We start from the raw sequence: 25451 nt of genomic DNA, 5'->3' as shown, positions 1-25451 counted from the left end.
AGCGGCGCCGGCCCGAGCCGCCGCCCTTCCCCTGCTGCGACGCCGGGCCCGTACGCCATCCCGGCGGGGTGGCGTACGGCGGCCCCTGGGCCTTCCGCTTCCGGCCACCACGACCGCCGCCCGGGTGCGCACGTTGTGCCGCCTCGTCCTCCTCCCGCAACCGCCGGGCCACCATCCGCGCCCGCGCGGAGGGTTCCTTGGGCGCGGAGGTGCCGACACCCTCGGCGGCCTCCCGCAGGAACGACTCCAACTGCTCGTCGGACAGGGAGGAGGCCGACTCGTCGTCGGGGCGGTCGGGAGGCGGAACGGTACTCACGGACTCACTTCCGGGTGGCGTCGCGGGGCTGGGGCTGGGGCTGGGGCTGGGGCTGGGGCTTTCGAGAATCAGCAATCAGACGATCAATGGTGGCGTCGCGTGGCGGAGGAGTGCACCACCGTGGGGAAGTCGTGACAGAACCGCCGCGTACGGCGGGACCGTCCGCCCAGGGGGCCCGTCGGTGGCAGGGCCGGCCCTGCCCGAGTTCTCGCCCCTGCCGCACTGCGCCGGGGGGAGCACAGACACGCCACGAGGTGCCGTTCGGCGACGAGCCGACCGGCGCGCTGGGACTCGCGGACCGCCGTGAGGTGCCGGCGTTGCCGCGCGGCATGGTCGACCGCGAGGTCACGTACGATCCGGCGGCCGCCGCTTACGCCGACCGGGTGGGCGCCGCAGAACCAGACCGGCGAGGACGACCTTCGCGACGGCCGCGAGTACCGCGCGGGCACCCAGCGTCGTACCGATGACCGCCAAACGGACATGGCAGAGGGGCCCGTACGACCGAAGTCGTACGGGCCCCTCTGTTCAGGCATCAGCCCATGTCAGGTCAGTCGACCGACAAGCAAGCGGAGCTTACTTGTTGATCTTGGTGACCTGGCCGGCGCCCACGGTCCGGCCACCCTCGCGGATGGCGAACTTCAGGCCCTCTTCCATGGCGACGGGCTGGATGAGCTCCACCTTCATCTCGGTGTTGTCACCCGGCATGACCATCTCGGTGCCCTCGGGGAGGGTCACGACGCCGGTCACGTCCGTCGTACGGAAGTAGAACTGCGGACGGTAGTTGTTGAAGAAGGGGGTGTGACGGCCACCCTCGTCCTTCGACAGGATGTAGGCCTGGGCCTCGAACTCGGTGTGCGGCGTGACCGAACCCGGCTTGATGATGACCTGGCCGCGCTCGACGTCCTCGCGCTTGATGCCACGGAGGAGCAGACCGACGTTCTCACCGGCCTGGCCCTCGTCGAGCAGCTTGCGGAACATCTCGATACCGGTGACCGTGGTGGTGGTCTTCTCGGTCTTGATGCCGATGATGTCGACGGTCTCGTTGACCTTGAGGATGCCGCGCTCGATACGACCGGTGACGACGGTGCCACGACCGGTGATCGTGAAGACGTCCTCGATCGGCATCAGGAACGGCTTGTCGACGTCGCGCTCGGGCTCCGGGATGGACTCGTCCACGGCCTTCATGAGCTCGAGGACCGAGTTGCCCCACTCCTTGTCGCCCTCAAGGGCCTTCAGGGCGGAGACCTTGACGACCGGCAGGTCGTCGCCCGGGAACTCGTACTCGGAGAGGAGCTCGCGCACCTCGAGCTCGACGAGCTCCAGGATCTCCTCGTCGTCCACCATGTCGGCCTTGTTCAGGGCGACGACGATGTACGGAACGCCGACCTGGCGGGCCAGGAGCACGTGCTCCTTGGTCTGCGGCATCGGGCCGTCGGTGGCCGCGACCACGAGGATGGCGCCGTCCATCTGCGCCGCACCCGTGATCATGTTCTTGATGTAGTCCGCGTGACCGGGGCAGTCGACGTGGGCGTAGTGACGCGTCTCGGTCTGGTACTCGACGTGCGCGATCGAGATCGTGATACCGCGCTGGCGCTCCTCGGGAGCCTTGTCGATCTGGTCGAAGGCCGAGGCCTCGTTCAGCTCGGGGTACGCGTCGTGCAGCACCTTGGTAATGGCGGCCGTGAGGGTCGTCTTACCGTGGTCGATGTGACCGATGGTGCCGATGTTGACGTGCGGCTTAGTCCGCTCGAACTTCGCCTTCGCCACTGGGGTCCTCCTGTGGAGTGGTTCTGTACGCCTTACTCATCGGCGCCAGGTGATCTTTGCTGGAAAGCCCGGGTGCCGGGGGCATTCCGCCGGGTTCACGGTGGAATGCCCCATGCAGGCTCCGGGGTCAAGCCTAAAGCGTGCGAACGGGGTCCGTTAAACGGAGTAGTCCGTTACTCGCCCTTGGCCTTCGCGATGATCTCCTCGGCGACGTTCCGGGGAACCTCGGCGTAGGAGTCGAACTGCATCGAGTAGCTTGCGCGACCCGACGTCTTGCTGCGGAGGTCGCCGACGTAGCCGAACATCTCCGAGAGGGGCACGAGGCCCTTCACGACACGGGCACCGGCCCGCTCCTCCATGGCCTGGATCTGGCCACGGCGGGAGTTGATGTCGCCGATGACCTCACCCATGTAGTCCTCGGGCGTGGTGACCTCGACGGACATCATCGGCTCCATGAGAACCGGCGAAGCCTTGCGCGCGGCCTCCTTGAAGGCCTGCGAACCGGCGATCTTGAACGCCAGCTCGGAGGAGTCGACCTCGTGGTAGCCGCCGTCGATGAGCGTGACGCGGACGCCCGTCATCTCGTAGCCGGCCAGGATGCCGAACTGCATGGCCTCCTGGGCACCGGCGTCCACCGAAGGGATGTACTCCTTCGGGATACGGCCACCGGTCACCTTGTTCACGAACTCGTACGAGGTGTCGCCACCCTCGATCGGCTCGATCGCGATCTGCACCTTGGCGAACTGACCGGTACCACCGGTCTGCTTCTTGTGGGTGTAGTCCACGCGCTCGACGGCCTTGCGGATCGTCTCACGGTACGCGACCTGGGGCTTGCCGACGTTGGCCTCGACCCGGAACTCACGGCGCATACGGTCGACCAGCACCTCGAGGTGCAGCTCGCCCATACCACCGATGATGGTCTGGCCGGTCTCCTCGTCGGAGTGGACCTGGAAGGAGGGGTCCTCCTCGGCCAGGCGCTGGATCGCGACGCCGAGCTTCTCCTGGTCGCCCTTCGACTTGGGCTCGATGGCGACCTCGATGACCGGCGCCGGGAAGTCCATGGACTCCAGGATCACCGGGTTCTTGTCGTCGGACAGCGTCTCACCGGTGGTGGTCTGCTTCAGGCCCATGACGGCGACGATGTCACCGGCGCCCACCGACTCGATCTCCTCACGCTTGTTGGCGTGCATGCGGTAGATCTTGCCGATGCGCTCCTTCTTGCCCTTGACCGAGTTCAGCACCGCGGTGCCGGACACGAGGCGGCCCGAGTAGACCCGGACGAAGGTGAGCTTGCCGAGGTGCGGGTCGCTCATGATCTTGAAGGCGAGCGCGGCCAGCGGCTCGTCCTCGGACGGCTTGCGCTTGACGACGACCTCGGGGTCCTTGACGTCGTGGCCCTCGATGGCCTCGACGTCGAGCGGGGTCGGCAGGTAGCGCACGACCGCGTCGAGCAGGGGCTGGACGCCCTTGTTCTTGAACGCGGTGCCGCAGAACACCGGGGTGACCGTGGTGTCGTCGGACTTGCCGGACGCGATGGTGATGCGACGGATCGCGGCGTACAGCTGCTCCTCGGTGGGCTCCTGGCCCTCCAGGAACAGCTCCATGATCTCTTCGTCGTTCTCCGCGACGCCCTCGACCAGCTTGCCGCGCCACTCCTCGGCGGCCTCGGTGTGCGTGGCCGGGATGTCGACGGTCTCGTACATCTCGCCCTTGGCGGCCTCGGCGGACCACAGGAGCGCCTTCATGCGGACCAGGTCCACGACGCCCTTGAAGTCGGCCTCGGCGCCGATCGGGAGCTGCATGACGAGCGGCTGGGCGCCCAGGCGGTCCGAGATCATCTCCACGCAGCGGTGGAACTCGGCGCCGGTACGGTCCAGCTTGTTCACGAAGCAGATACGCGGCACGCCGTAACGGTCGGCCTGACGCCACACCGTCTCGGACTGCGGCTCGACACCGGCGACACCGTCGAACACGGTCACGGCACCGTCGAGCACACGCAGGGAGCGCTCCACCTCAACGGTGAAGTCGACGTGCCCGGGGGTGTCGATGATGTTGATCGTGTAGTCGTTGTCCTCGAGCGGCCAGTGACAGGTGGTCGCAGCAGACGTGATCGTGATGCCACGCTCCTGCTCCTGCTCCATCCAGTCCATCGTGGCGGCGCCGTCGTGGACCTCACCGATCTTGTACGACACGCCCGTGTAGAACAGGATCCGCTCGGTGGTGGTCGTCTTGCCCGCGTCGATGTGGGCCATGATCCCGATGTTGCGGACCTTGGCCAGGTCAAGTGAAGTGGTAGCCATAAGGCTTCAGTCTTCTCTCGGTCTCGATGTGGGTAGCGACTACCAGCGGTAGTGCGCGAAGGCCTTGTTGGACTCGGCCATCTTGTGCGTGTCCTCGCGCTTCTTCACAGCGGCGCCGAGGCCGTTGGAGGCGTCGAGGAGCTCGTTGAGCAGACGCTCGGTCATGGTCTTCTCGCGACGGGCGCGGGAGTAACCGACCAGCCAGCGCAGCGCGAGGGTGTTGGCGCGACCGGGCTTGACCTCGATCGGCACCTGGTACGTCGCACCACCGACACGGCGGGACTTGACCTCGAGGGTCGGCTTGATGTTCTCAAGAGCGCGCTTCAGCGTGATGACCGGGTCGTTACCGGTCTTCTCGCGCAGGCCCTCCATGGCGCCGTAGACGATGCGCTCGGCGGTGGAGCGCTTGCCGTTCAGCAGCACCTTGTTGATCAGGGAGGTCACCAGAGGAGAACCGTAGACCGGGTCGATGATGACCGGGCGCTTCGGGGCGGGGCCCTTACGAGGCATTCTTACTTCTCCTTCTTGGCGCCGTAGCGGCTGCGGGCCTGCTTGCGGTTCTTCACACCCTGGGTGTCAAGCGAACCGCGGATGATCTTGTAGCGAACACCCGGCAGGTCCTTCACACGGCCGCCGCGCACGAGCACGATGGAGTGCTCCTGCAGGTTGTGCCCCTCACCCGGAATGTAAGCGGTGACCTCGATCCCGCTGGTCAGACGCACACGCGCGACCTTACGCAGGGCCGAGTTCGGCTTCTTCGGGGTGGTCGTGAACACACGCGTGCAGACGCCACGACGCTGGGGCGAACCCTCGAGCGCGGGCGTCTTGTTCTTCTCGACCTTGTCCTGCCGGCCCTTCCGGACCAGCTGCTGGATCGTAGGCACTACTTCTCCGGTTTCTGTGTGCCGAATGGTAAAGCTAACCTGGAACGTCTCCGACCCACGCGGTCGGGTGTGTCGAAGCCGCGAACCCCTGCCGCCAGGCGGAGGAAAGCGCGGATTGCGGTGGCCGGTCACGACCCTCACTGCGGTTGAAGGCACGCACGAGGGCCAGGGCACACCCCAGGCACAAGGTATGAGCGTACCTATCGCATTCGCTGCGGTCAAAACAAATGGGCGAGACCAGCGGCGGCGCCCGGCTCACTCCGATTTCGCCCGTTCGGCGCGGGGGCTCCGCCGGCGTGCCAGGATCCCGCGCGGACCTTCGCCGCGCGGACCCTTCGCAGCGCGGTCCCTCGCCGCGCGTGCCCGTCACCACGCGGCCTCTCCCGCCACGCGGACCCGTCACCACGCGGACCCGTCACCACGCGGTCCGGTCACCACGCGGACCCTCCGCCACGGCGCGCACCGGCGGGGGCGGACGGCGCCCCCGTCCCGCACGGGGCCGGGCGCCGGAACGCGGACGCCGCCGCCTCGTGCCTCAGACCCGCGGCACCGGCACGCGAGCCCCGTCCGCCGGGACGGCCGGAGCCTCCCGTGGCCCCGGCGGGCGGGTGGCTGCGCCGCGCGCGGACGCTTCGGCCGCGAGGCCGTCGGCGCCGTCCGGACCGCCGGGGGCCGGCCCGGCACCGGTCGACGCGGACTCCTCGGTGACGCCGGGGGCGGGCCCGGACCGCGAGTCGGAGGCGCCGGGGACCGGCTCGGGCTGCGGGTCGAAGGCCCCACCCGAAGCACCGGGGGCCGACTCGGACCGCGCGCCGGACGTCGCGCCCGAGGCGCCAGGCGCGTGCTCGGACCGCCGGCCCGACGCCCCGCCCGACGCCGCGTCGGTGGTGGCGTCCGCGGCCCGTGGGCGGGCCGTGTCGTCGCGGACGAAGTACGTGGGTCGGTTCTGCACGGCCGTGTATATGCGGCCGACGTACTCGCCGAGCAGGCCGACGCAGATCAGCTGCACGGCGCCGATGAAGACGATGCCGGTGAAGAGCGACGTCCAGCCGGGCACCGTGCGGCCCAGCGCGAAGGCGGTGAGGGTGTAGACGAGCAGCGCCAGGCAGACCACGAAGGCGCCGGCGCCCAGCCAGGTGGCGATGCGCAGCGGGGCCGCGGAGAAGCCGGTGACGCTGTCGACCGCGAGGCGGATCATCCGGCCCAGCGGATACTTGGTGCGGCCCGCGGTGCGCGGAGCGCGCTCGTACGTCACCTGCCCGCTCGGGAAGCCCAGCCAGGGCACGAGGAGCCGGTAGACCCGCTGCTGGTCCGGCAGGGCCTTCAGGGCGTCCACCGCGGCCCGGCTGAGCAGCCGGAAGTCGCCCGCCTGCGCGGGGACCGACGGGCCCGCCAGGCGCCGCATGAGGCGGTAGTAGAGGCCCGCGCTCCAGCGCTTGAACCCGGTGTCGCTGCTGCGGTCGGCGCGGACGCCGTACACGATGTCGAGCCCCTCCGCGCGGGCCAGCGCCAGCATGTCGGGGATCTTCTCCGGCGGGTCCTGGAGGTCGGCGTCCAGGCTCACCACGTAGGCCCCGGACGCCCGGTCCAGGCCGGCGGTGAGGGCGGCCTGGTGGCCGGAGTTGCGCCGCAGCGCGACCACGCGCAGTTCCGGCCAGCCCAGCCGGAACGCGGCGAGCAGTTCCGCCGTACGGTCGCCGCTGCCGTCGTCCACCGCGACGACCTCGTGGGGGACGCCCAGCTCCGTCAGGACCGGCCGCAACCTGCTGACCAGCGCGGGCAGGACCTCTTCCTCGTTGTACATCGGAATGACGACCGACAGCACGATCGGTTCGTGCAGTTCCTCGTCCCGTTCCTCGGGCACCGCGCCTCCCCTCCCCCGAACACCGAGCACAGATGTGCGACTCTTGTGCGATCTTATGGCAGCAATTGACGGTTGAGGGTGGACTGAGGGGGATGACAGCCATGGACACGGCTGCCGACGGCACGGTGACCGACGGGTCGCGAGACGCACCGGACGGGCAGCCCCACGAACGCCCGGAACGCTCCTGGCGGACCTGGCGTCCCACGCTGCCTGACGGCGCCCGCCCCTACCTTCCCGCGCTCGTCCTCTACGGCGTCACGAAGCTCGTCGGCCTCACGGTCTTCGCCTCCCTGCTGAAGTACGCCGGGGACTACAAGGGGAAGAACCCGCGCTTCGGCGGCGGCGCCCACTGGTGGGACGTGCTGGCCACCTGGGACGGCTGGTGGTACCTCCAGGTCGCCGAGCACGGCTACAGCCCTGCCCTGGTGCGGCTCGACTCGGACGGCCTGTTCACGGTCCAGCAGAACTCGGTCGCCTTCTTCCCGCTCTACCCGGCACTGATCCGCATGGTCTCGGAGACCACGGGCCTCGGCCTGTACGGCTCCGGCATCCTCGTCTCCGTCGTCTCGTCGTTCGTCGCGGCGGCGGGCATCTTCGCCGTGGTCCGCCTCGTCGCCGGAGCCCGCGCGGGCACCATCGCCGCGGGGCTGTGGGCCGTGGCCCCCGGTGCGGGCGTCGAGTGGGCGGTGTACTCCGAGTCCCTGTTCGTCGCCATCGCCGCCTGGTCCTGCTACGCCGTCATGACCAAGCGCTGGGTGGTGGCCGGCCTGCTCGCCTTCACCGCGGGCCTGAACCGCCCCACGTCCGCCGTACTCATAGGCGCCGTGGGACTCGCCGCGCTGGTGACGCTCGCCCGCCCCGCGACCAGACGCGAGCACGGCGTACGCGGCCCCGTGTACGCGATGGTCGTCGCTCCCCTGGGCCTGCTCTCCTACATCGCCTGGGTCGGCTACAGCACCGGCGAGGCCACGGCGTACTTCACGCTCCAGCGCGAGGGCTGGGCGCACTTCTTCGACTACGGCGCCTACACCCTGGACGTGCTGCGCAACCTCGCGGTGGGCAAGGGCGACTACCCCTTCGCCTTCTCCACCCCGGACCTGCTCTCCCTCCAGCTGGTCCTGGCGCTGCCCTTCCTCATCGCCCTGATGCTGCGCAAGAAGCCCCCGCTGGTGCTCGTCGCGTACACGCTGGCGACGATCATCACCGTCCTCGGCACCCAGCAGATGTTCGGCAACACCATGCGCTACCTGCTGCCCGCCTTCCCCCTGCTCATCGCACCCGCCGCGGCCCTCGGCCGCCTGAAGCTCCCGAGCCTGGTGGTCTTCTTCTCCACGGCCGCGCTCGCCTCCGGCTGGTACGCCCACTACGTCATCTTCGAGCTGGGCGTGCCGTAGACCCCCTCAGCACACACGCCGAAGGGCGGCCACCCCACGGGGTGACCGCCCTTCGGTCGTAGCGGCCTTCTCAGGCGACTCGCTTACTGGTTGTACGGACCGTAGTCGTAGTCCTCCAGCGGAACGGCCTGGCCGGAGCCCGTGCCGAACGGCGAGTAGTCGATGTCGTCGTAGCCGACGGCCGAGTACATCGCGGCCTTGGCCTCCTCGGTCGGCTCGACCCGGATGTTCCGGTAGCGGGACAGACCCGTACCGGCCGGGATGAGCTTACCGATGATGACGTTCTCCTTGAGGCCGATGAGGCTGTCGGACTTGGCGTTGATCGCCGCATCCGTCAGGACTCGGGTCGTCTCCTGGAAGGAGGCGGCCGACAGCCAGGACTCCGTCGCCAGCGAGGCCTTGGTGATACCCATCAGCTGCGGACGACCGGAGGCGGGGTGACCGCCCTCCTGGACCACACGACGGTTCTCGGTCTCGAACTTCGTACGCTCGACCAGCTCGCCGGGCAGCAGCTCGGCGTCGCCGGACTCGATGATCGTCACGCGGCGCAGCATCTGCCGGATGATGATCTCGATGTGCTTGTCGTGGATCGACACGCCCTGCGAGTTGTAGACCTTCTGGACCTCGCCGACCAGGTGGACCTGGACGGCACGCTGACCCAGGATGCGCAGCACGTCGTGCGGGTTGGTGGCACCCACGGTGAGCTTCTGGCCCACCTCGACGTGATCGCCCTCGCCGACCAGCAGACGGGCACGCTTCGAGATCGGGAACGCCGTCTCGTCGCTGCCGTCGTCCGGGGTGACGACGAGCTTCTTGGTCTTCTCGGTCTCCTCGATCCGGACGCGGCCGGAGGCCTCGGAGATCGGGGCGACACCCTTCGGGGTACGGGCCTCGAAGAGCTCGACGACACGCGGCAGACCCTGGGTGATGTCGTCACCGGCCACACCACCGGTGTGGAAGGTACGCATCGTCAGCTGGGTGCCGGGCTCACCGATGGACTGGGCGGCGATGATGCCGACCGCCTCACCGATGTCGACCAGCTTGCCGGTGGCCAGCGAGCGGCCGTAGCACATGGCGCAGGTGCCGACCTGGGACTCGCAGGTCAGGATCGAGCGGGTCTTGACCTCCTCGACGCCGTTGGCGACCAGGGCGTCGATCAGGACGTCACCGAGGTCGACGTTGGCCGGCGCGATCACCTTGCCGTCGATGACGACGTCCTCGGCGAGCATGCGGGCGTACACGCTGGTCTCGACGTCCTCGGCCTTGCGCAGCGTCCCGTCCGCGTCACGCGTGGCGATCGGCAGCTTGAGACCGCGCTCGGTGCCGCAGTCCTCCTCGCGAATGATGACGTCCTGGGAGACGTCGACCAGACGACGCGTGAGGTAACCCGAGTCGGCGGTACGCAGAGCGGTGTCCGCCAGACCCTTACGGGCACCGTGCGTGGAGATGAAGTACTCCAGCACGGACAGGCCCTCACGGAAGGAGGCCTTGATGGGACGCGGGATCGTCTCGTTCTTCGCGTTCGACACCAGACCACGCATACCGGCGATCTGACGCATCTGCATCATGTTGCCTCGTGCACCCGAGTTCACCATCATGAAGATCGGGTTGGTCTTCGGGAAGTTGTCGTTCATCGCCTCGGCGACCTCGTTGGTCGCCTTGGTCCAGATCGCGATGAGCTCCTGCGTGCGCTCGTCCTTGGTGATCAGACCGCGCTCGTACTGCTTCTGGACCTTCTCGTCCTGCGCCTCGTAGCCCTTGACGATCTCCTTCTTCGCCTCGGGAACGACGACGTCGGAGATGGCCACGGTGACGCCGGAGCGGGTCGCCCAGAAGAAGCCGGCCGCCTTCAGGTTGTCGAGCGTCGCCGCCACGATGACCTTCGGGTACCGCTCGGCGAGGTCGTTGACGATCTCGGAGAGCTGCTTCTTGCCGACCTCGTAGTCGACGAAGGGGTAGTCCTCGGGCAGCAGCTCGTTGAAGAGCGCGCGGCCCAGCGTGGTCTTCAGGGTGAAGGTGTCACCCTGCTGCCACTCCGGCTCACCCTCCTCGCGGGCCGGGGGCTCCCAGCCGCGGGGCGGGATGGTGCCCACCGGGAAGCGGATGTCGACCTTCGACTGGAGCGACAGGTCGCCCGCGTCGAACGCCATGATCGCCTCGGCGGCGGAACCGAAGGCACGGCCCTCGCCCTTGAGGTCGCGGCCCTCGCCGTCGGTGGTGAGGAAGAACAGACCGAGGACCATGTCCTGGGTCGGCATCGTCACCGGACGGCCGTCGGCCGGCTTCAGGATGTTGTTCGAGGACAGCATCAGGATGCGGGCCTCGGCCTGCGCCTCCGCGGAGAGCGGCAGGTGCACGGCCATCTGGTCACCGTCGAAGTCCGCGTTGAACGCGGTGCAGACGAGCGGGTGGATCTGGATGGCCTTGCCCTCGACCAGCTGCGGCTCGAAGGCCTGAATGCCGAGGCGGTGCAGCGTGGGCGCACGGTTCAGCAGAACCGGGTGCTCGGCGATGACCTCTTCCAGCACGTCGTACACGACCGTGCGGCCGCGCTCGACCATGCGCTTGGCGCTCTTGATGTTCTGCGCGTGGTTCAGGTCGACCAGGCGCTTCATCACGAACGGCTTGAAGAGCTCCAGCGCCATGGCCTTGGGCAGACCGCACTGGTGCAGCTTCAGCTGCGGGCCGACGACGATGACGGAACGCGCGGAGTAGTCCACACGCTTACCGAGCAGGTTCTGACGGAAACGACCCTGCTTGCCCTTGAGCATGTCGCTCAGGGACTTCAGCGGGCGGTTACCCGGACCGGTGACCGGGCGACCACGACGACCGTTGTCGAAGAGGGCGTCCACGGCCTCCTGGAGCATGCGCTTCTCGTTGTTCACGATGATCTCGGGCGCGCCGAGGTCGAGAAGCCGCTTCAGGCGGTTGTTGCGGTTGATCACGCGGCGGTACAGGTCGTTCAGGTCGGAGGTCGCGAAGCGGCCACCGTCCAGCTGCACCATCGGACGCAGGTCCGGCGGGATGACCGGCACGCAGTCCAGCACCATGCCCTTGGGGCTGTTGCTGGTCTGCAGGAACGCGGAGACGACCTTGAGGCGCTTGAGCGCACGGGTCTTCTTCTGGCCCTTGCCGGTACGGATGATCTCGCGGAGGCGCTCGGCCTCCTCGTCGAGGTCGAAGGACTCCAGGCGCTTCTGCAGGGCAGCGGCACCCATGGAGCCGTCGAAGTACGTGCCGAAGCGGTCACGCAGCTCGCGGTAGAGCAGCTCGTCGCCCTCCAGGTCCTGGACCTTGAGGTTCTTGAACCGGCTCCACACCTCGTCGAGGCGGTCGATCTCGCGCTGCGCACGGTCGCGCAGCTGCTTCATCTCACGCTCGGCGCCCTCGCGCACCTTGCGGCGCACGTCGGCCTTGGCGCCCTCGGCCTCCAGCTCGGCCAGGTCGGTCTCGAGCTTCTTGGCCCGGGCCTCCAGGTCCGAGTCGCGGCGCTGCTCGATCTGCTGGCGCTCGACGGAGACGTGGGCCTCCAGCGAGGGCAGGTCGCGGGTGCGGCGCTCCTCGTCGACGTACGTGATCATGTACGCCGCGAAGTAGATGACCTTCTCCAGGTCCTTCGGGGCGAGGTCGAGCAGGTAGCCCAGCCGCGACGGAACGCCCTTGAAGTACCAGATGTGGGTGACGGGAGCGGCAAGCTCGATGTGGCCCATCCGCTCACGGCGCACCTTGGCGCGCGTGACCTCGACGCCACAGCGCTCGCAGATGATGCCCTTGAAGCGGACACGCTTGTACTTGCCGCAGTAGCACTCCCAGTCCCGGGTCGGACCGAAGATCTTCTCGCAGAAGAGTCCGTCCTTTTCGGGCTTGAGCGTGCGGTAGTTGATCGTCTCGGGCTTCTTGACCTCGCCGTGGCTCCACTGACGGATGTCGTCAGCGGTGGCCAGACCGATCCGGAGCTCGTCGAAGAAGTTGACGTCGAGCACTATGCGTCAATCCCTCTCAGGGTTGTAAGTCTTGGGGTCTGAAACGGGGGTCCTGGGGCCGGCGGACCTTGATCGCTCAAGGTCCGCCGAAACTCCCGTCAGACCTCTTCGACGCTGCTCGGCTCGCGCCGGGACAGGTCGATGCCGAGCTCCTCCGCAGCGCGGAAGACGTCCTCGTCGGTGTCACGCATCTCGATGGACATGCCGTCCGAGGACAGCACCTCCACGTTGAGGCACAGGGACTGCATCTCCTTGATGAGCACCTTGAAGGACTCGGGGATGCCGGGCTCAGGGATGTTCTCGCCCTTGACGATGGCCTCGTAGACCTTCACGCGGCCGGTCACGTCGTCGGACTTGATGGTCAGCAGCTCCTGGAGGGCGTACGCGGCGCCGTAAGCCTCCAGCGCCCACACCTCCATCTCACCGAAGCGCTGGCCACCGAACTGGGCCTTACCACCCAGCGGCTGCTGGGTGATCATCGAGTACGGGCCGGTCGACCGGGCGTGCAGCTTGTCGTCGACCAGGTGGTGGAGCTTGAGGATGTACATGTAGCCGACCGAGATCGGCTCCGGGAACGGCTCGCCGGAGCGGCCGTCGAACAGCCTCGCCTTGCCGGACGGGAGCACCATGCGCTCGCCGTCGCGGTTCGGGATGGTGTGCTGGAGCAGACCGGCCAGCTCGTCCTCACGCGCACCGTCGAAGACGGGGGTGGCGACGTTGGTGCCGGGCTCGACCTTGTCGGCGCCGATGGCCTGGAGGCGCTCGGCCCACTCCTCCGCGAGGCCGGAGACGTCCCAGCCGCGGCTGGCGAGCCAGCCGAGGTGGATCTCCAGGACCTGCCCCGGGTTCATTCGGGACGGGACACCCAGCGGGTTGAGGATGATGTCGACCGGGGTGCCGTCCTCCAGGAACGGCATGTCCTCGATCGGGTTGATCTTGGAGATGACGCCCTTGTTGCCGTGGCGGCCGGCGAGCTTGTCACCGTCGGTGATCTTGCGCTTCTGCGCGACGTAGACGCGGACCAGCTGGTTCACGCCCGGCGGCAGCTCGTCGCCCTCCTCGCGGTCGAAGACGCGGACGCCGATGACCTTGCCGATCTCACCGTGCGGCACCTTCAGGGAGGTGTCACGGACCTCACGGGCCTTCTCACCGAAGATCGCGCGGAGCAGGCGCTCCTCCGGCGTCAGCTCGGTCTCACCCTTGGGCGTGACCTTGCCGACGAGGATGTCACCGGCGACGACCTCGGCACCGATGCGGATGATGCCGCGCTCGTCGAGGTCGGCGAGGACCTCCTCGGAGACGTTCGGGATGTCCCGGGTGATCTCCTCGGGGCCGAGCTTGGTGTCACGGGCGTCGACCTCGTGCTCCTCGATGTGAATCGAGGAGAGGACGTCGTCCTGCACGAGGCGCTGCGACAGGATGATCGCGTCCTCGTAGTTGTGACCCTCCCACGGCATGAACGCGACCAGCAGGTTCTTGCCGAGCGCCATCTCGCCGTTCTCGGTGGCCGGACCGTCGGCCAGGACCTGGCCCTCGATGATCCGGTCGCCCTCGGCGACGATGACCTTCTGGTTGACCGAGGTTCCCTGGTTGGACCGGGAGAACTTGGCCAGGCGGTACGTGATGTACGTGCCGTCGTCGTTGGTGGTGGTGATGTAGTCCGCGGAGACCTCCTGGACCACACCCGCCTTCTCGGCCTTGACCACGTCGCCGGCGTCGGCGGCGGAGCGGTACTCCATGCCGGTGCCGACCAGCGGGGACTCGCTCTTGATGAGCGGCACCGCCTGACGCATCATGTTCGCGCCCATGAGGGCACGGTTGGCGTCGTCGTGCTCGAGGAATGGGATCATGGCGGTCGCGACCGACACCATCTGGCGCGGCGAGACGTCCATGTAGTCGACGTCGTCACCGGGGACGTAGTCGACCTCGCCGCCACGGCGGCGGACCAGGACGCGGGCCTCGGAGAAGCGCATGTCGTCGTTGAGCGTGGCGTTGGCCTGCGCGATGACGAAGCGGTCCTCCTCGTCGGCGGTCAGGTAGTCCACGTCGTCCGTGACCTGGCCGTCGACGACCTTGCGGTAAGGCGTCTCGATGAAACCGAACGGGTTGATCCGGCCGTACGAGGCGAGCGAGCCGATCAGACCGATGTTCGGGCCTTCGGGCGTCTCGATCGGGCACATGCGGCCGTAGTGCGACGGGTGGACGTCGCGGACCTCGAAGCCGGCCCGCTCACGGGAGAGACCACCCGGGCCGAGGGCGTTCAGACGACGCTTGTGCGTCAGCCCCGACAGCGGGTTGTTCTGGTCCATGAACTGGGACAGCTGGCTGGTGCCGAAGAACTCCTTGATGGAGGCGACGACCGGCCGGATGTTGATCAGGGTCTGCGGCGTGATCGCCTCGACGTCCTGGGTGGTCATGCGCTCACGCACGACGCGCTCCATACGGGCGAGACCCGTACGGACCTGGTTCTGGATCAGCTCGCCGACGTTGCGGATGCGGCGGTTGCCGAAGTGGTCGATGTCGTCGGTCTCGACGACGATCTCCCGGCCCGACTCGCCGACCGTCTCGGTCTCACCGGCGTGCAGCTTCACCAGGTACTTGATGGTGGCGATGACGTCGTCGGTGGTGAGTACGCCGGCGTCCAGCGGCTCGTCCGCGCCGAGCTTCTTGTTGACCTTGTAGCGGCCGACCTTGGCGAGGTCGTAGCGCTTCGGGTTGAAGTACAGGTTCTCCAGAAGCGTCTGCGCGGCCTCACGCGTGGGGGGCTCGCCCGGACGCAGCTTGCGGTAGATGTCGAGCAGCGCGTCGTCCTGGCCCTGGGTGTGGTCCTTCTCCAGAGTGGCGCGCATGGACTCGTACTCGCCGAACTCCTCGAGGATCTGCTCGGTGGTCCAACCGAGAGCCTTGAGGAGGACGGTCACGGACTGCTTGCGCTTGCGGTCGATGCGCACACCGACCATGTCGCGCTTGTCGATCTCCATCTCCAGCCAGGCACCCCGGGACGGGATGATCTTGGCGGAGAAGATGTCCTTGTCGGACGTCTTGTCGATGGAGGAGTCGAAGTAGACACCCGGCGAACGGACCAGCTGCGACACGACGACACGCTCGGTGCCGTTGATGACGAAGGTGCCCTTGTTGGTCATGAGCGGGAAGTCGCCCATGAAGACCGTCTGGGACTTGATCTCGCCGGTCTCGTTGTTGGTGAACTCGGCGGTGACGAAGAGCGGGGCCGCGTACGTGAAGTCGCGGTCCTTGCACTCGTCGATGCTGTTCTTGGGGGGCTCGAAGCGGTGGTCGCGGAACGTCAGCGACATCGACCCGGAGAAATCCTCGATCGGCGAGATCTCCTCGAAGATCTCTTCCAGACCGGACTTGGTGGGGACGTCCTGACCGGACTCCAGAGCCGACTCGACGCGAGCCTTCCACGCGTCGTTGCCGAGCAGCCAGTCAAAGCTCTCGGTCTGCAGCGCGAGAAGGTTCGGAACCTCGAGGGGCTCCTTGATCTTTGCAAAGGAGATGCGCAGCGGGGCGGTGCTGGCAGCGTTGTTCGTATTCGCGGTCGAGGCATTGCGCGAGGCGGCCAAGAGGGGGTCCTTCCGAGGGCTCGGACTCACTACGCGCGTACCGGCCCCTCTTCCGTGCACGAAGACAGGGGGCGCCTGATGTGGCTGTAGAGCCAGGTCAGGCATGCTCTGGTCGTCGGTGCTCGGGCGAGGGCAGACCCCTGGTGACGGGCAGGGGGCAACTAACAGGCAGCGCAAAGGGTCAGTGTAGCCACATGGCACACTGATGTCCAGTGCGGGTCTCGATGACCGTGTTCGCTCCTCGTTGTTCTCACCACCTGCGGCAAGGCCTCGCCCTCAACGCACCGTGATACTGCCCTCTTCGCCGCGGATCCATGCCTCGGATTCGGATCCGTGTGACGACGCGTCCTGAGAATCGCGCGCTGCGTGCGGTTCGTCAAGGCCCCCCTTGCCCGAACCGCCTGCCGCCTGGGGGCTCTCAGGGCCCCGGCGACGGCACGACGAAGATCACCATACTCTTCGCCGTCACGCGTGCAAGGCAGCCACCGCCGGACCCCGGATACGCCGAAGAGCGACCACCCGGATGGATGATCGCTCTTCGGTGCTGTGGCGTTACAGATCCTGACGGATCCGTTGAGCCTTCGCGGTCTTACTTGACCTCGACCGAGGCGCCGGCGCCCTTGAGGGACTCGGCGGCCTTCTCGGCGGCGTCCTTGGCGACCTTCTCGAGGACGGGCTTCGGGGCGCCGTCCACGAGGTCCTTGGCCTCCTTCAGACCCAGGGAGGTCAGCTCACGCACGACCTTGATGACCTGGATCTTCTTGTCGCCGGCACCGGTGAGGATGACGTCGAACTCGTCCTTCTCCTCGGCCTGCTCGGCCGGGGCGGCCGGGCCGGCCGGGCCGGCGACGGCGACGGCCGCGGCGGCGGTGACGTCGAACTTCTCCTCGAAGGCCTTCACGAACTCGGAGAGCTCGATGAGGGTCATCTCCTCGAACTGGGCGAGCAGGTCGTCCTGGCTGAGCTTCGCCATGATGGCGGTCCTTCCACTAATTCGGCAGGTGCCGGATGTACGGGGTGAGGCGGGCGTACGTCGGGCCCGCGTCGACCCTCACCTCATGCGGTTCATGCGGCGAGGATCGGAAAGCGAGCCGAATTACTCGGCACCGCCCTGCTCGTCCTGCTTGGCACGGAGCGCGTCCACGGTGCGGACGAGCTTCGAGGGAAGCGCCTGGAAGAGCTGCGCAGTCTGGGACTGCTTGCCCTTGAAGGCACCCGCCAGCTTGGAGAGCAGAACCTCGCGGGACTCGAGGTCCGCAAGCTTCTTGATCTCGTCGGCGGACATCGCCTTGCCGTCAAGGACACCGCCCTTGATGACGAGATTCGGGTTGTCCTTGGCGAAGTCGCGCAGACCCTTCGCCGACTCCACCGGGTCACCGGTGACGAAGGCGACGGCCGTCGGACCAGCGAAGAGCTGGTCGTCGAGCGTGATCCCGGCCTCGTTGGCCGCAATCTTGGTCAGCGTGTTCTTCACCACGGCGTACTGGGCGTTCTCACCGAGCGACCGGCGCAGCGTCTTGAGCTGCGCCACGGTGAGACCGCGGTACTCGGTCAGCACAGCGGCGTTGGAGCTGCGGAACTTGTCCGTCAGCTCGGCAACCGCGGCAGCCTTTTCGGGCGTCGCCATAGAGCCTCGGCCTCCTTCCGGGTGATTCGGACCGCGCGGACCCGAAGGAGGACTGGGGAATACGAAACGCCCCGGCGCAGGCGCACGGGGCGTGGCTCGACCGTTGATCACACGCACCAGGCGCGGACTGACGGGAGCTCATCCACAGTCACCTGCGCGGGTCGTCCGCAGTTCAGCGGATCCTTCGGCCACCGTGCCCTCTCGCGAGCACACGGCAACGACCAGCGGTCTTTGGCTTCTGGGGAAGCGTACGTGAACGGGGCAGTGTCAAGCAAATCCGCCCGTTCGGCGACTCAGCCCTGCTGGGACTCCTGCATCATCTCGGCCAGGTCGACGGTGTCCTTGGCGGGCGGTGCGGTGACCTTCACGGGCTCGTTGAAGCCGAGGAAGGTGATGGTCATGTCCAGCGGGCCCTTGTCGGCGTCGCCGCGCATGCGGAACTGCTTGGTGCGGTCGTCGCCGTCGATCCACATGTCCATCGTGAGCTTGTCGACGCCCATCTTCTCGTACTGCTCGATGCTCTTCTGGCGCTTCTCCCGGGTGGCCTTGTCCTCGTCCCCGAGTGACTTCTCCAGATCGGCGAGGGTGACCGTGCCCTTGTAGTGGGTGGTCTGCACGCCGTCGACGGTCTCGGTGCCGACCTTCTCCACGTCCTTGGCGCCGGTGAGGAAAGTGGACTCGGTCGCCGGGTTCTTGTCGGCCTGGGAGGCGCCGCCGAGCTGGTTCAGCTCCTTGTCGGCGCCCAGCGCGGACAGGTCGAACTTGATCCAGCTCTTGCCGTCCATCTCCTTGGCCGCCTCGGCACCGCCGCCGATGTACATGGCCTTGTCGACGAGCCGGATCTCCGCCTTGGCGTCGGCGCCCTGGTCGAGCGCCGTCATCTTCATGCTCATCGCGAGCGTGGGCTTGATCCGCATCTCGGCCTCGGCCTTGACCCGGCCCTCCTCCGGGGCCCGTCCGGTCATGCGGTAGCGGAGGGAATCGATCTCCTCCGTGTTCTTCGCCGCCTTGGCGACGGCCGCCGCCGGCGTCATCTTCGGGGACTCCTCGGCCCCGTCGCCCTTGGAACAGCCCACCGCGCCGGCGGCGAGCAGGAGCGCGGCCAGCCCGGCACCCACGGGCATGCGCACGGAAGTCTTCATGGAGTCCCCCCACGGAACACAGAAAGAAGCAGCATTTACACAGCAGGACGCGAGCGTACCCAAGTCGGTTCGAACGGTCCCGTGAATTCTGTGGGTCAGCCGCCCTCCCCGCCGCCCTCCCGCGCCTTCAGCAGTTCCTTGAAGTCCGCGGTGTCGGCGGCCGGAGGGCGCTCGGCGGAGACGGCGACGCCGTAGTCGCTGTAGTACGCGGTCTGGCTCAGCTCGCCGGTCTCCGTCCGGCCCCGCTCGACCTTCTTGACCAGCAGGTCCCGGTCGTCGACCCAGATGTCGACGGTCTGCCCGGCGGCGCCGCCCACCGTGCCGGTCCAGTGCGTGGTGCGCCGGCCGCGGGTCGTCTCCTCCCCGACCTCGCGTACGTCGTCGGAGGCGAGCAGCCGCTTCACCGCCTCGTGGGGCGTGGTCTTGCGCATCTGGTCCGCGAAACCGGCACCCGCGCCGTCGCCGAGGTCCTCCAGGTCGGCGTAGACGTACTTGATCCAGTGCCTGCCGCCCACCCGGTCGGCGAACGCGTCGCCCATCCTGGCGTAGTAGGCGTCGGGCAGGTACCGGGCCTCCATGGCGGTGGTGCCGAGCCGGCGCATGGTCTCGGCGGTCGTGCCGCCGGTGTACGTGATCGTCAGGGTGCCGGTGAGGCCGTCGCGCCAGCCGAGAGCGCCGACGGCGTCCAGGGACAGCTCGCGGCCCATGACGGTCGTGGACTCGACCCTCGCCGAACCCGCCCGTGCGGTGGCCCGCTCGACGGAACGCAGCGGCCGCGTCGACGGGTCGGTGGTGTCGGTGGCGTCCGTCGGTCCGTCGGCCGAGGTGCAGGCGGTGACGCACGCCAGCGCGGCCGTCACCGCGATCGAGGCGACCGTACGGCGTGCCGTAGTGCCCGTCGTCATGCGCCCACCCCTTGTCCCCGTGTCCCCCCGCGCGATTCCGCGCTGCCCGCACGCTAACCCAGCGCTCCGACACCCGTACGGGAAAAGGGAACGGGCCCCGCACCTCGGAAGGTGCGGGGCCCGTGAACCGGTTGGGCGAGCCGTGGGCTCAGACCGCCGCCGGGTCCTCCTCGACGAGGAGGTTGCGGGTGCGGTTGGAGTCGATCTGAATGCCGGGGCCCATCGTGGTGCTGATGGCGGCCTTCTTGATGTAGCGACCCTTGGCGGCGGACGGCTTCAGACGGAGGATCTCCTCCAGCGCCGCGGCGTAGTTCTCCACCAGCTTGGTGTCGTCGAAGGACGACTTGCCGATGATGAAGTGCAGGTTCGAGTGCTTGTCGACGCGGAACTCGATCTTGCCGCCCTTGATCTCGGTCACGGCCTTGGCCACGTCCGGGGTCACGGTGCCCGTCTTCGGGTTCGGCATCAGACCACGCGGGCCGAGGACGCGGCCGAGGCGGCCGACCTTGCCCATGAGGTCCGGGGTGGCGACGACGGCGTCGAAGTCCAGACGGCCCTTCGACACCTCGTCGATCAGTTCGTCGGAGCCGACGATGTCGGCGCCGGCGGCGGTCGCGGCCTCGGCACGGTCACCGGTCGCGAAGACCAGGACCCGGGCGGTCTTACCGGTGCCGTGCGGGAGGTTCACGGTGCCGCGGACCATCTGGTCGGCCTTGCGCGGGTCGACACCCAGGCGGAAGGCGACCTCGACGGTGCCGTCGAACTTGGTCGTGGAGGTCTCCTTGGCGAGACGGACGGCCTCGAGCGGGGCGTAGAGCTTGTCCCGGTCGATCTTGGCGTCCGCAGCGCGGAGAGACTTGCTGCGCTTGCTCACTACTGCTCCTGTTGCTTCTTAGGAGTCGTGGTCCGGGCCGAGCAGGCCCCGCCACTTCTGCTTGCTTACGGGGGTGGAGGTCAGCCCTCGACCGTGACGCCCATGGAACGAGCGGTACCGGCGATGATCTTCTCCGCCTGGTCCAGGTCGTTGGCGTTGAGGTCGGGCATCTTGGTGGTGGCGATCTCGCGGACCTGGTCGCGCGTGATCTTCGCGACCTTGGTCTTGTGGGGCTCGCCGGAGCCCTTCTCCACGCCCGCGGCCTTGAGGATCATCTTGGCGGCCGGCGGCGTCTTGGTGATGAAGGTGAAGGAGCGGTCCTCGTAGACCGTGATCTCCACCGGGATCACCCAGCCACGCTGCGACTCGGTCGCGGCGTTGTAGGCCTTGCAGAACTCCATGATGTTGACGCCGTGCTGACCCAGCGCGGGGCCGACCGGCGGGGCCGGGTTCGCGGCACCGGCCTGGATCTGGAGCTTGATGAGCCCCGTGACCTTCTTCTTCTTGGGAGGCATAGCTCTCCGGGTCCTTTCGATTCGGGTCCTGCCCGCATCCGGGGGCGACCCGGACACAGGCATACCGCACAACGATAACGGGTATGGAAGTGCGGCCAAAACCGAGCAGGTCAGGCACCCGCTCGCGCGGCTGCCTGACCTGCTCGGAAGCAGTACGTCCAGAGAAGTACCGGTGAGAGGTACTAGTTCTTCTGGATCTGGTCGAAGCTCAGCTCGACCGGGGTCTCGCGGCCGAAGATCTCGACGAGGCCCTTGACCTTCTTCGAGTCGGCGTTGATCTCGTTGATCGTGGCCTGCAGCGTCGCGAACGGGCCGTCGGTGACGGTGACCGAGTCGCCGACCTCGAAGTCCAGCACCTGGACCTCGACCTTGCGCTGCGGCGCCGGCTTGCCCTCGGCCTCGGCGGCCTCGCGGGCGGCCTTCTCCTCGGCCTCCGGGGCGAGCATCTTGACGATCTCGTCCAGCGTCAGCGGGTACGGGTCGTAGGCGTTGCCGACGAAGCCGGTGACGCCGGGGGTGTTGCGGACGACACCCCAGGACTCGTTGGTCAGGTCCATGCGGACGAGGACGTAGCCGGGCAGCTTGTTCTGCCGGATCGTCTTGCGGTCGCCGTTCTTGATCTGGACGACCTCTTCCTGCGGCACCTCGGCCTGGAAGATGTAGTCCTCGACGTTCAGGGAGACGGCGCGCTGCTCCAGGTTGGTCTTCACGCGGTTCTCGTAACCGGCGTACGTGTGGATCACGTACCACTCGCCGGGCAGGACGCGCAGTTCCTGGCGGAGCTTCTCGATCGGGTCGATCTCGGGCTCGGGCTCGGCGGCTTCGGCGGTCTCCGCGTCGGCGTCCTCCGCGTCCTCGCCCGCCTCCTCGGCGGTCTCGTCCTGGGCCTCGGCGGTCTCGTCCGCGTCCGCGACGACGGCGTCGTCGGCAGCCTCGGCCTCGGCGGAGGCCTCGGTGTCCTCGTTGTCGGCGCCCTCGACGATGCCGGGCTCGTCCTCGACGGACTCGACCGGCTCGATGGCGTCGTTCACGTTCGGGTCAGACACGGTGGCTGCTTCTTCCTGGATACATAGGGGTGGAACACGCGAAAGGGGCGCCGGGTACCTCGGCGCCCTTCGCTCTCGACTCAGCCGAAGACGTACTTGGCGGCGTGAGAGAAGCCATAGTCAATCAGAGTCACCAGGCCGATCATGATGACCACGAAGATGATCACGACGGTGGTGTACGTCGACAGCTGGTTGCGAGTCGGCCAGACAACCTTGCGCAGCTCCGCGACGATCTGGCGGTAGAAGAGCGCGAGGCGCTTCAGCGGGCCCTTCTTGGCGCGCTTACCGCCCTTGCGAGACTTCTTCTTGGAGTCCGGCGCCTCGTCCTGGGCATCAGGCATGTCGATGGAGCCCACGGCGTCCGTCACTCGTCCTCACCTGATTCCGGGTCGTGGCCGTGCCGCGCCCGGTTGGAGCCGCACGGCGGTGCATTGCTGTACGTACATGCGCACACATCCTGGCGAAGGTGTGTGTAGCAGGGCCGGAGGGACTTGAACCCCCAACCGCTGGTTTTGGAGACCAGTGCTCTACCAATTGAGCTACGACCCTTTGTGTGTCCCCCAACGTACCGCATCCGCCCGGATGCTTGGTGTGCACCGGATGACCGCGGGCCGCTGAAGGCCAACGAGGTGAGAGTGTACGTGTTCACGGGCCGGGCGTCGAACAGAAAGCGCGTCCGGACTGATGTTCAGGGCTTGACCCCGTCCTGCTCAGTCCGTGAAACCCCTGTGCCGGGGAGGTTTCCGGTCTGAAACGATGGGGTCATGAGCGCTGCAACCCCTCCCACCGAGCGCCGGGTCTCCGCCCGAGTCGGCGCGATCTCCGAGTCCGCCACCCTCGCCGTGGACGCCAAGGCCAAGGCCCTCAAGGCCGCCGGGCGGCCGGTGATCGGCTTCGGCGCCGGTGAGCCGGACTTCCCGACCCCGGACTACATCGTCCAGGCCGCCGTCGAGGCCTGCCAGAACCCGAAGTACCACCGCTACACGCCGGCCGGCGGGCTGCCCGAGCTGAAGGCCGCCATCGCCGCGAAGACGCTGCGCGACTCCGGCTACGAGGTCGACCCGTCGCAGATCCTGGTCACCAACGGCGGCAAGCAGGCCATCTACGAGGCGTTCGCCGCGATCCTCGACCCGGGCGACGAGGTCATCGTCCCGGCGCCGTACTGGACGACGTACCCGGAGTCGATCCGGCTGGCCGGCGGTGTCCCCGTCGAGGTCGTCGCCGACGAGACGACCGGCTACCGGGTGAGCGTGGAGCAGCTGGAGGCCGCGCGCACCAAGAAGACGAAGGTCGTCCTCTTCGTTTCGCCGTCGAACCCGACGGGTGCCGTGTACAGCGAGGCCGAGACCGAGGCGATCGGCCAGTGGGCCGTCGAGCACGGCCTGTGGGTGCTGACCGACGAGATCTACGAGCACCTCGTCTACGGCGACGCCTTCTCCGTGTCCATGCCCGCGCTGCTGCCCGAGCTGCGTGACAAGTGCATCGTGGTCAACGGTGTCGCGAAGACGTACGCGATGACCGGCTGGCGGGTCGGGTGGGTCGTCGGCCCGAAGGACGTGGTCAAGGCCGCGACGAACCTCCAGTCGCACGCCACGTCCAACGTGTCCAACGTGGCCCAGGCGGCGGCGATCGCCGCGGTCTCCGGCGACCTGGACGCCGTGGCGAAGATGCGGGAGGCCTTCGACCGGCGCCGTCAGACCATCGTGCGGATGCTCAACGAGATCGACGGCGTGCTGTGCCCGGAGCCCAAGGGCGCGTTCTACGCGTACCCGTCGGTGAAGGCGCTCCTCGGCAAGGAGATCCGCGGCAAGCGTCCGCAGGACACGGTCGAGCTGGCCGCGCTGATCCTGGAGGAGGCCGAGGTCGCGGTCGTGCCCGGCGAGGCGTTCGGCACGCCCGGGTACCTGCGGCTGTCGTACGCGCTCGGGGACGAGGACCTCGTCGAGGGCGTGAGCCGGATCCAGAAGCTGCTGGCGGAGGCGCGGGACTGACCCGCCGTTCCCTGAGCAGGGCCGCACCTCGACGTCGAGGTGCGGCCCTGTTTCTTTGTGCGAGCAAGACCACGAACGGGGAAAGTGCTGTCGGGCCGGGCGTGTCGTGCGGCAGGATCACGGAATGGAGCGTGTACGTGATGTCTCTGAACTGCCGAAGGCCCATCTCCACCTGCACTTCACCGGGTCGATGCGGCCCGCGACCCTGCTGGAACTGGCCGACAAGCACGGCGTGCGTCTGCCGGAGACGCTGACCGAGGCGCTGAGCCGCGGGGAGTCCCCGAAACTGCGGGCGACGGACGAACGGGGCTGGTTCCGCTTCCAGCGGCTGTACGACGCGGCGCGATCGTGCCTCCAGGAGCCGGAGGACATCCAGCGGCTGGTCCGCGAGGCCGCGGAGGAGGACCTGCGGGACGGGTCGGGGTGGCTGGAGATCCAGGTGGACCCGACGTCGTACGCGCCGCGGCTGGGCGGGCTGATTCCGGCGCTGGAGATCATCCTGGACGCGGTGGAGACGACCGTGCGGGACACCGGGATCGGGATGCGGGTGCTGGTCGCCGCGAACCGGATGAAGCATCCGCTGGACGCGCGGACGCTGGCCCGGCTCGCGGTGCGGTACGCGGACCGGGGCGTGGTCGGGTTCGGGCTCTCCAACGACGAGCGGCGGGGCATGGCCCGGGACTTCGACCGGGCGTTCGCGATCGCGCGGGACGGGGGGCTGCTGTCCGCACCGCACGGGGGCGAGCTGACCGGGCCGCTGTCCGTGCGGGACTGCCTGGACGACCTGGAGGCCGACCGGATCGGGCACGGGGTGCGGGCGGCGGAGGACCCCCGGTTGATGAAGCGGCTGGCGGACCGGCAGGTGACGTGCGAGGTGTGCCCGGCGTCGAATGTCGCCCTGGGCGTGTACGAGAAGCCGGAGGACGTACCCCTGCGGACCCTGTTCGAGGCGGGGGTGCCGATGGCGCTGGGCGCGGACGATCCGCTGCTGTTCGGGGCGCGGCTGGCCGCCCAGTACGAGATCGCACGGGACCATCACGGGTTCACGGACGCCGAACTGGCGGAGCTGGCACGCCAGTCGGTACGGGGGTCGGCCGCGCCGGAGGATGTGAAGGGGAGGCTGCTGGCGGGGGTGGACGACTGGCTGACCGAGTAAGCGAGCACGAGTGGGGGTCGTCTCGCGGTCGGTGGCGGCGGGGGCCGGGGCTGGTCCCCGCCCGCCCGGCTGCGGGCCGTCCGGGCTCGTCCCCGCCCGGCTG

At 68.1% G+C, this 25451-nt stretch carries 17 protein-coding genes, 1 tRNA gene and 2 pseudogenes; 3 read left to right on the top strand and 17 right to left on the bottom strand.

Features of this window, described 5'->3' with window-relative positions; all coding sequences use genetic code 11:
• The 6 genes and pseudogenes from EBH09_RS39140 to EBH09_RS21775 all read right to left on the bottom strand — a co-directional run.
• Window positions 1–316: pseudogene (locus EBH09_RS39140) on the bottom strand (hypothetical protein); the annotation flags it as partial.
• A gap of 573 nt (window positions 317–889) precedes the next feature.
• Complete coding sequence (gene tuf / locus EBH09_RS21795) at window positions 890–2083, bottom strand: elongation factor Tu (protein WP_121748644.1); 1194 nt, start codon at window positions 2081–2083, stop codon at window positions 890–892.
• 173 nt (window positions 2084–2256) lie between these two features.
• Window positions 2257–4383 carry an elongation factor G gene (fusA, locus tag EBH09_RS21790; RefSeq protein WP_121748643.1) on the bottom strand — a complete coding sequence of 709 codons (2127 nt, stop codon included), beginning with the start codon at window positions 4381–4383 and terminating at the stop codon, window positions 2257–2259.
• 39 nt (window positions 4384–4422) lie between these two features.
• Complete coding sequence (gene rpsG, locus EBH09_RS21785; protein WP_003974303.1) at window positions 4423–4893, bottom strand: 30S ribosomal protein S7; 471 nt, start codon at window positions 4891–4893, stop codon at window positions 4423–4425.
• Window positions 4894–4895: 2 nt separating this feature from the next.
• Window positions 4896–5267: a 30S ribosomal protein S12 gene (gene rpsL, locus EBH09_RS21780; protein WP_003948652.1), complete on the bottom strand. Its 372-nt coding sequence runs from the start codon at window positions 5265–5267 to the stop codon at window positions 4896–4898.
• Window positions 5268–6177: 910 nt separating this feature from the next.
• Window positions 6178–7131, bottom strand: a pseudogene (locus EBH09_RS21775) (glycosyltransferase family 2 protein); the annotation flags it as partial.
• Window positions 7132–7232: 101 nt separating this feature from the next.
• Between EBH09_RS21775 and EBH09_RS21770 the strand changes: the two are divergent.
• Window positions 7233–8525, top strand: coding sequence for a glycosyltransferase family 39 protein (locus tag EBH09_RS21770; protein ID WP_193776464.1), 1293 nt, complete (start codon window positions 7233–7235; stop codon window positions 8523–8525).
• An 83-nt stretch (window positions 8526–8608) separates the two neighbouring features.
• Here EBH09_RS21770 and EBH09_RS21765 read toward each other — a convergent pair whose 3' ends face one another.
• The 11 genes from EBH09_RS21765 to EBH09_RS21710 all read right to left on the bottom strand — a co-directional run bounded on the left by EBH09_RS21765 (window position 8609) and on the right by EBH09_RS21710 (window position 22750).
• Entirely contained in the window at window positions 8609–12508 is a 3900-nt protein-coding gene (locus tag EBH09_RS21765; protein ID WP_121748641.1) for a DNA-directed RNA polymerase subunit beta', read from the bottom strand.
• Window positions 12509–12606: 98 nt separating this feature from the next.
• Entirely contained in the window at window positions 12607–16092 is a 3486-nt protein-coding gene (rpoB, locus tag EBH09_RS21760; RefSeq protein WP_121748640.1) for a DNA-directed RNA polymerase subunit beta, read from the bottom strand.
• Between the two features lie 589 nt (window positions 16093–16681).
• A complete protein-coding gene (rplL, locus tag EBH09_RS21750; RefSeq protein ID WP_121748639.1) occupies window positions 16682–17065 on the bottom strand; it encodes a 50S ribosomal protein L7/L12 in 384 nt (127 codons plus the stop codon).
• Window positions 17066–17188: 123 nt separating this feature from the next.
• The gene (gene rplJ, locus EBH09_RS21745; protein WP_003974311.1) at window positions 17189–17719 is read right to left on the bottom strand and encodes a 50S ribosomal protein L10; all 531 of its coding nucleotides are present in this window, start codon (window positions 17717–17719) and stop codon (window positions 17189–17191) included.
• 293 nt (window positions 17720–18012) lie between these two features.
• Window positions 18013–18861: a DUF1396 domain-containing protein gene (locus EBH09_RS21740; protein WP_121748638.1), complete on the bottom strand. Its 849-nt coding sequence runs from the start codon at window positions 18859–18861 to the stop codon at window positions 18013–18015.
• 95 nt (window positions 18862–18956) lie between these two features.
• A complete protein-coding gene (locus tag EBH09_RS21735) occupies window positions 18957–19766 on the bottom strand; it encodes a hypothetical protein (RefSeq protein WP_121748637.1) in 810 nt (269 codons plus the stop codon).
• Window positions 19767–19914: 148 nt separating this feature from the next.
• A complete protein-coding gene (gene rplA, locus EBH09_RS21730) occupies window positions 19915–20640 on the bottom strand; it encodes a 50S ribosomal protein L1 (protein ID WP_121748636.1) in 726 nt (241 codons plus the stop codon).
• Window positions 20641–20720: 80 nt separating this feature from the next.
• Window positions 20721–21155 carry a 50S ribosomal protein L11 gene (gene rplK, locus EBH09_RS21725; RefSeq protein ID WP_003974315.1) on the bottom strand — a complete coding sequence of 145 codons (435 nt, stop codon included), beginning with the start codon at window positions 21153–21155 and terminating at the stop codon, window positions 20721–20723.
• A 182-nt stretch (window positions 21156–21337) separates the two neighbouring features.
• Window positions 21338–22201: a transcription termination/antitermination protein NusG gene (gene nusG / locus EBH09_RS21720; protein WP_121748635.1), complete on the bottom strand. Its 864-nt coding sequence runs from the start codon at window positions 22199–22201 to the stop codon at window positions 21338–21340.
• 80 nt (window positions 22202–22281) lie between these two features.
• Window positions 22282–22569, bottom strand: coding sequence for a preprotein translocase subunit SecE (gene secE / locus EBH09_RS21715; RefSeq protein ID WP_121748634.1), 288 nt, complete (start codon window positions 22567–22569; stop codon window positions 22282–22284).
• Between the two features lie 108 nt (window positions 22570–22677).
• Window positions 22678–22750: transfer RNA gene (locus EBH09_RS21710), tRNA-Trp, on the bottom strand.
• Between the two features lie 215 nt (window positions 22751–22965).
• On the opposite strand from EBH09_RS21710, the gene EBH09_RS21705 reads away from it, so the two are divergent.
• Together EBH09_RS21705 and EBH09_RS21700 are read left to right on the top strand one after the other, a co-directional pair.
• Window positions 22966–24192, top strand: coding sequence for a pyridoxal phosphate-dependent aminotransferase (locus tag EBH09_RS21705; RefSeq protein ID WP_121748633.1), 1227 nt, complete (start codon window positions 22966–22968; stop codon window positions 24190–24192).
• Between the two features lie 124 nt (window positions 24193–24316).
• Window positions 24317–25348: an adenosine deaminase gene (locus EBH09_RS21700; protein ID WP_121748632.1), complete on the top strand. Its 1032-nt coding sequence runs from the start codon at window positions 24317–24319 to the stop codon at window positions 25346–25348.
• The last annotated feature ends 103 nt before the right edge of the window (window positions 25349–25451 follow it).

Origin of the sequence: Streptomyces sp. E2N166 (genome assembly GCF_003671715.1) — a bacterium.
In the GTDB taxonomy this organism is placed as follows: Bacteria; Actinomycetota; Actinomycetes; order Streptomycetales; family Streptomycetaceae; genus Streptomyces; species Streptomyces thinghirensis.
Note: the sequence above shows the minus strand (reverse complement) of the source record. Positions and strands in the feature narration are given on the sequence as shown.

Coding starts and splice junctions, on each gene's coding strand:
- EBH09_RS21740 (WP_121748638.1), bottom strand. CDS start 18,861: ATGAAGACTTCCGTGCGCATGCCCGTGGGTGCCGGGCTGGCCGCGCTC.
- EBH09_RS21705 (WP_121748633.1), top strand. CDS start 22,966: ATGAGCGCTGCAACCCCTCCCACCGAGCGCCGGGTCTCCGCCCGAGTC.
- rpsG (WP_003974303.1), bottom strand. CDS start 4,893: ATGCCTCGTAAGGGCCCCGCCCCGAAGCGCCCGGTCATCATCGACCCG.
- EBH09_RS21770 (WP_193776464.1), top strand. CDS start 7,233: ATGGACACGGCTGCCGACGGCACGGTGACCGACGGGTCGCGAGACGCA.
- fusA (WP_121748643.1), bottom strand. CDS start 4,383: ATGGCTACCACTTCACTTGACCTGGCCAAGGTCCGCAACATCGGGATC.
- rplJ (WP_003974311.1), bottom strand. CDS start 17,719: ATGGCGACGCCCGAAAAGGCTGCCGCGGTTGCCGAGCTGACGGACAAG.
- EBH09_RS21735 (WP_121748637.1), bottom strand. CDS start 19,766: ATGACGACGGGCACTACGGCACGCCGTACGGTCGCCTCGATCGCGGTG.
- rplL (WP_121748639.1), bottom strand. CDS start 17,065: ATGGCGAAGCTCAGCCAGGACGACCTGCTCGCCCAGTTCGAGGAGATG.
- EBH09_RS21700 (WP_121748632.1), top strand. CDS start 24,317: ATGGAGCGTGTACGTGATGTCTCTGAACTGCCGAAGGCCCATCTCCAC.
- rplK (WP_003974315.1), bottom strand. CDS start 21,155: ATGCCTCCCAAGAAGAAGAAGGTCACGGGGCTCATCAAGCTCCAGATC.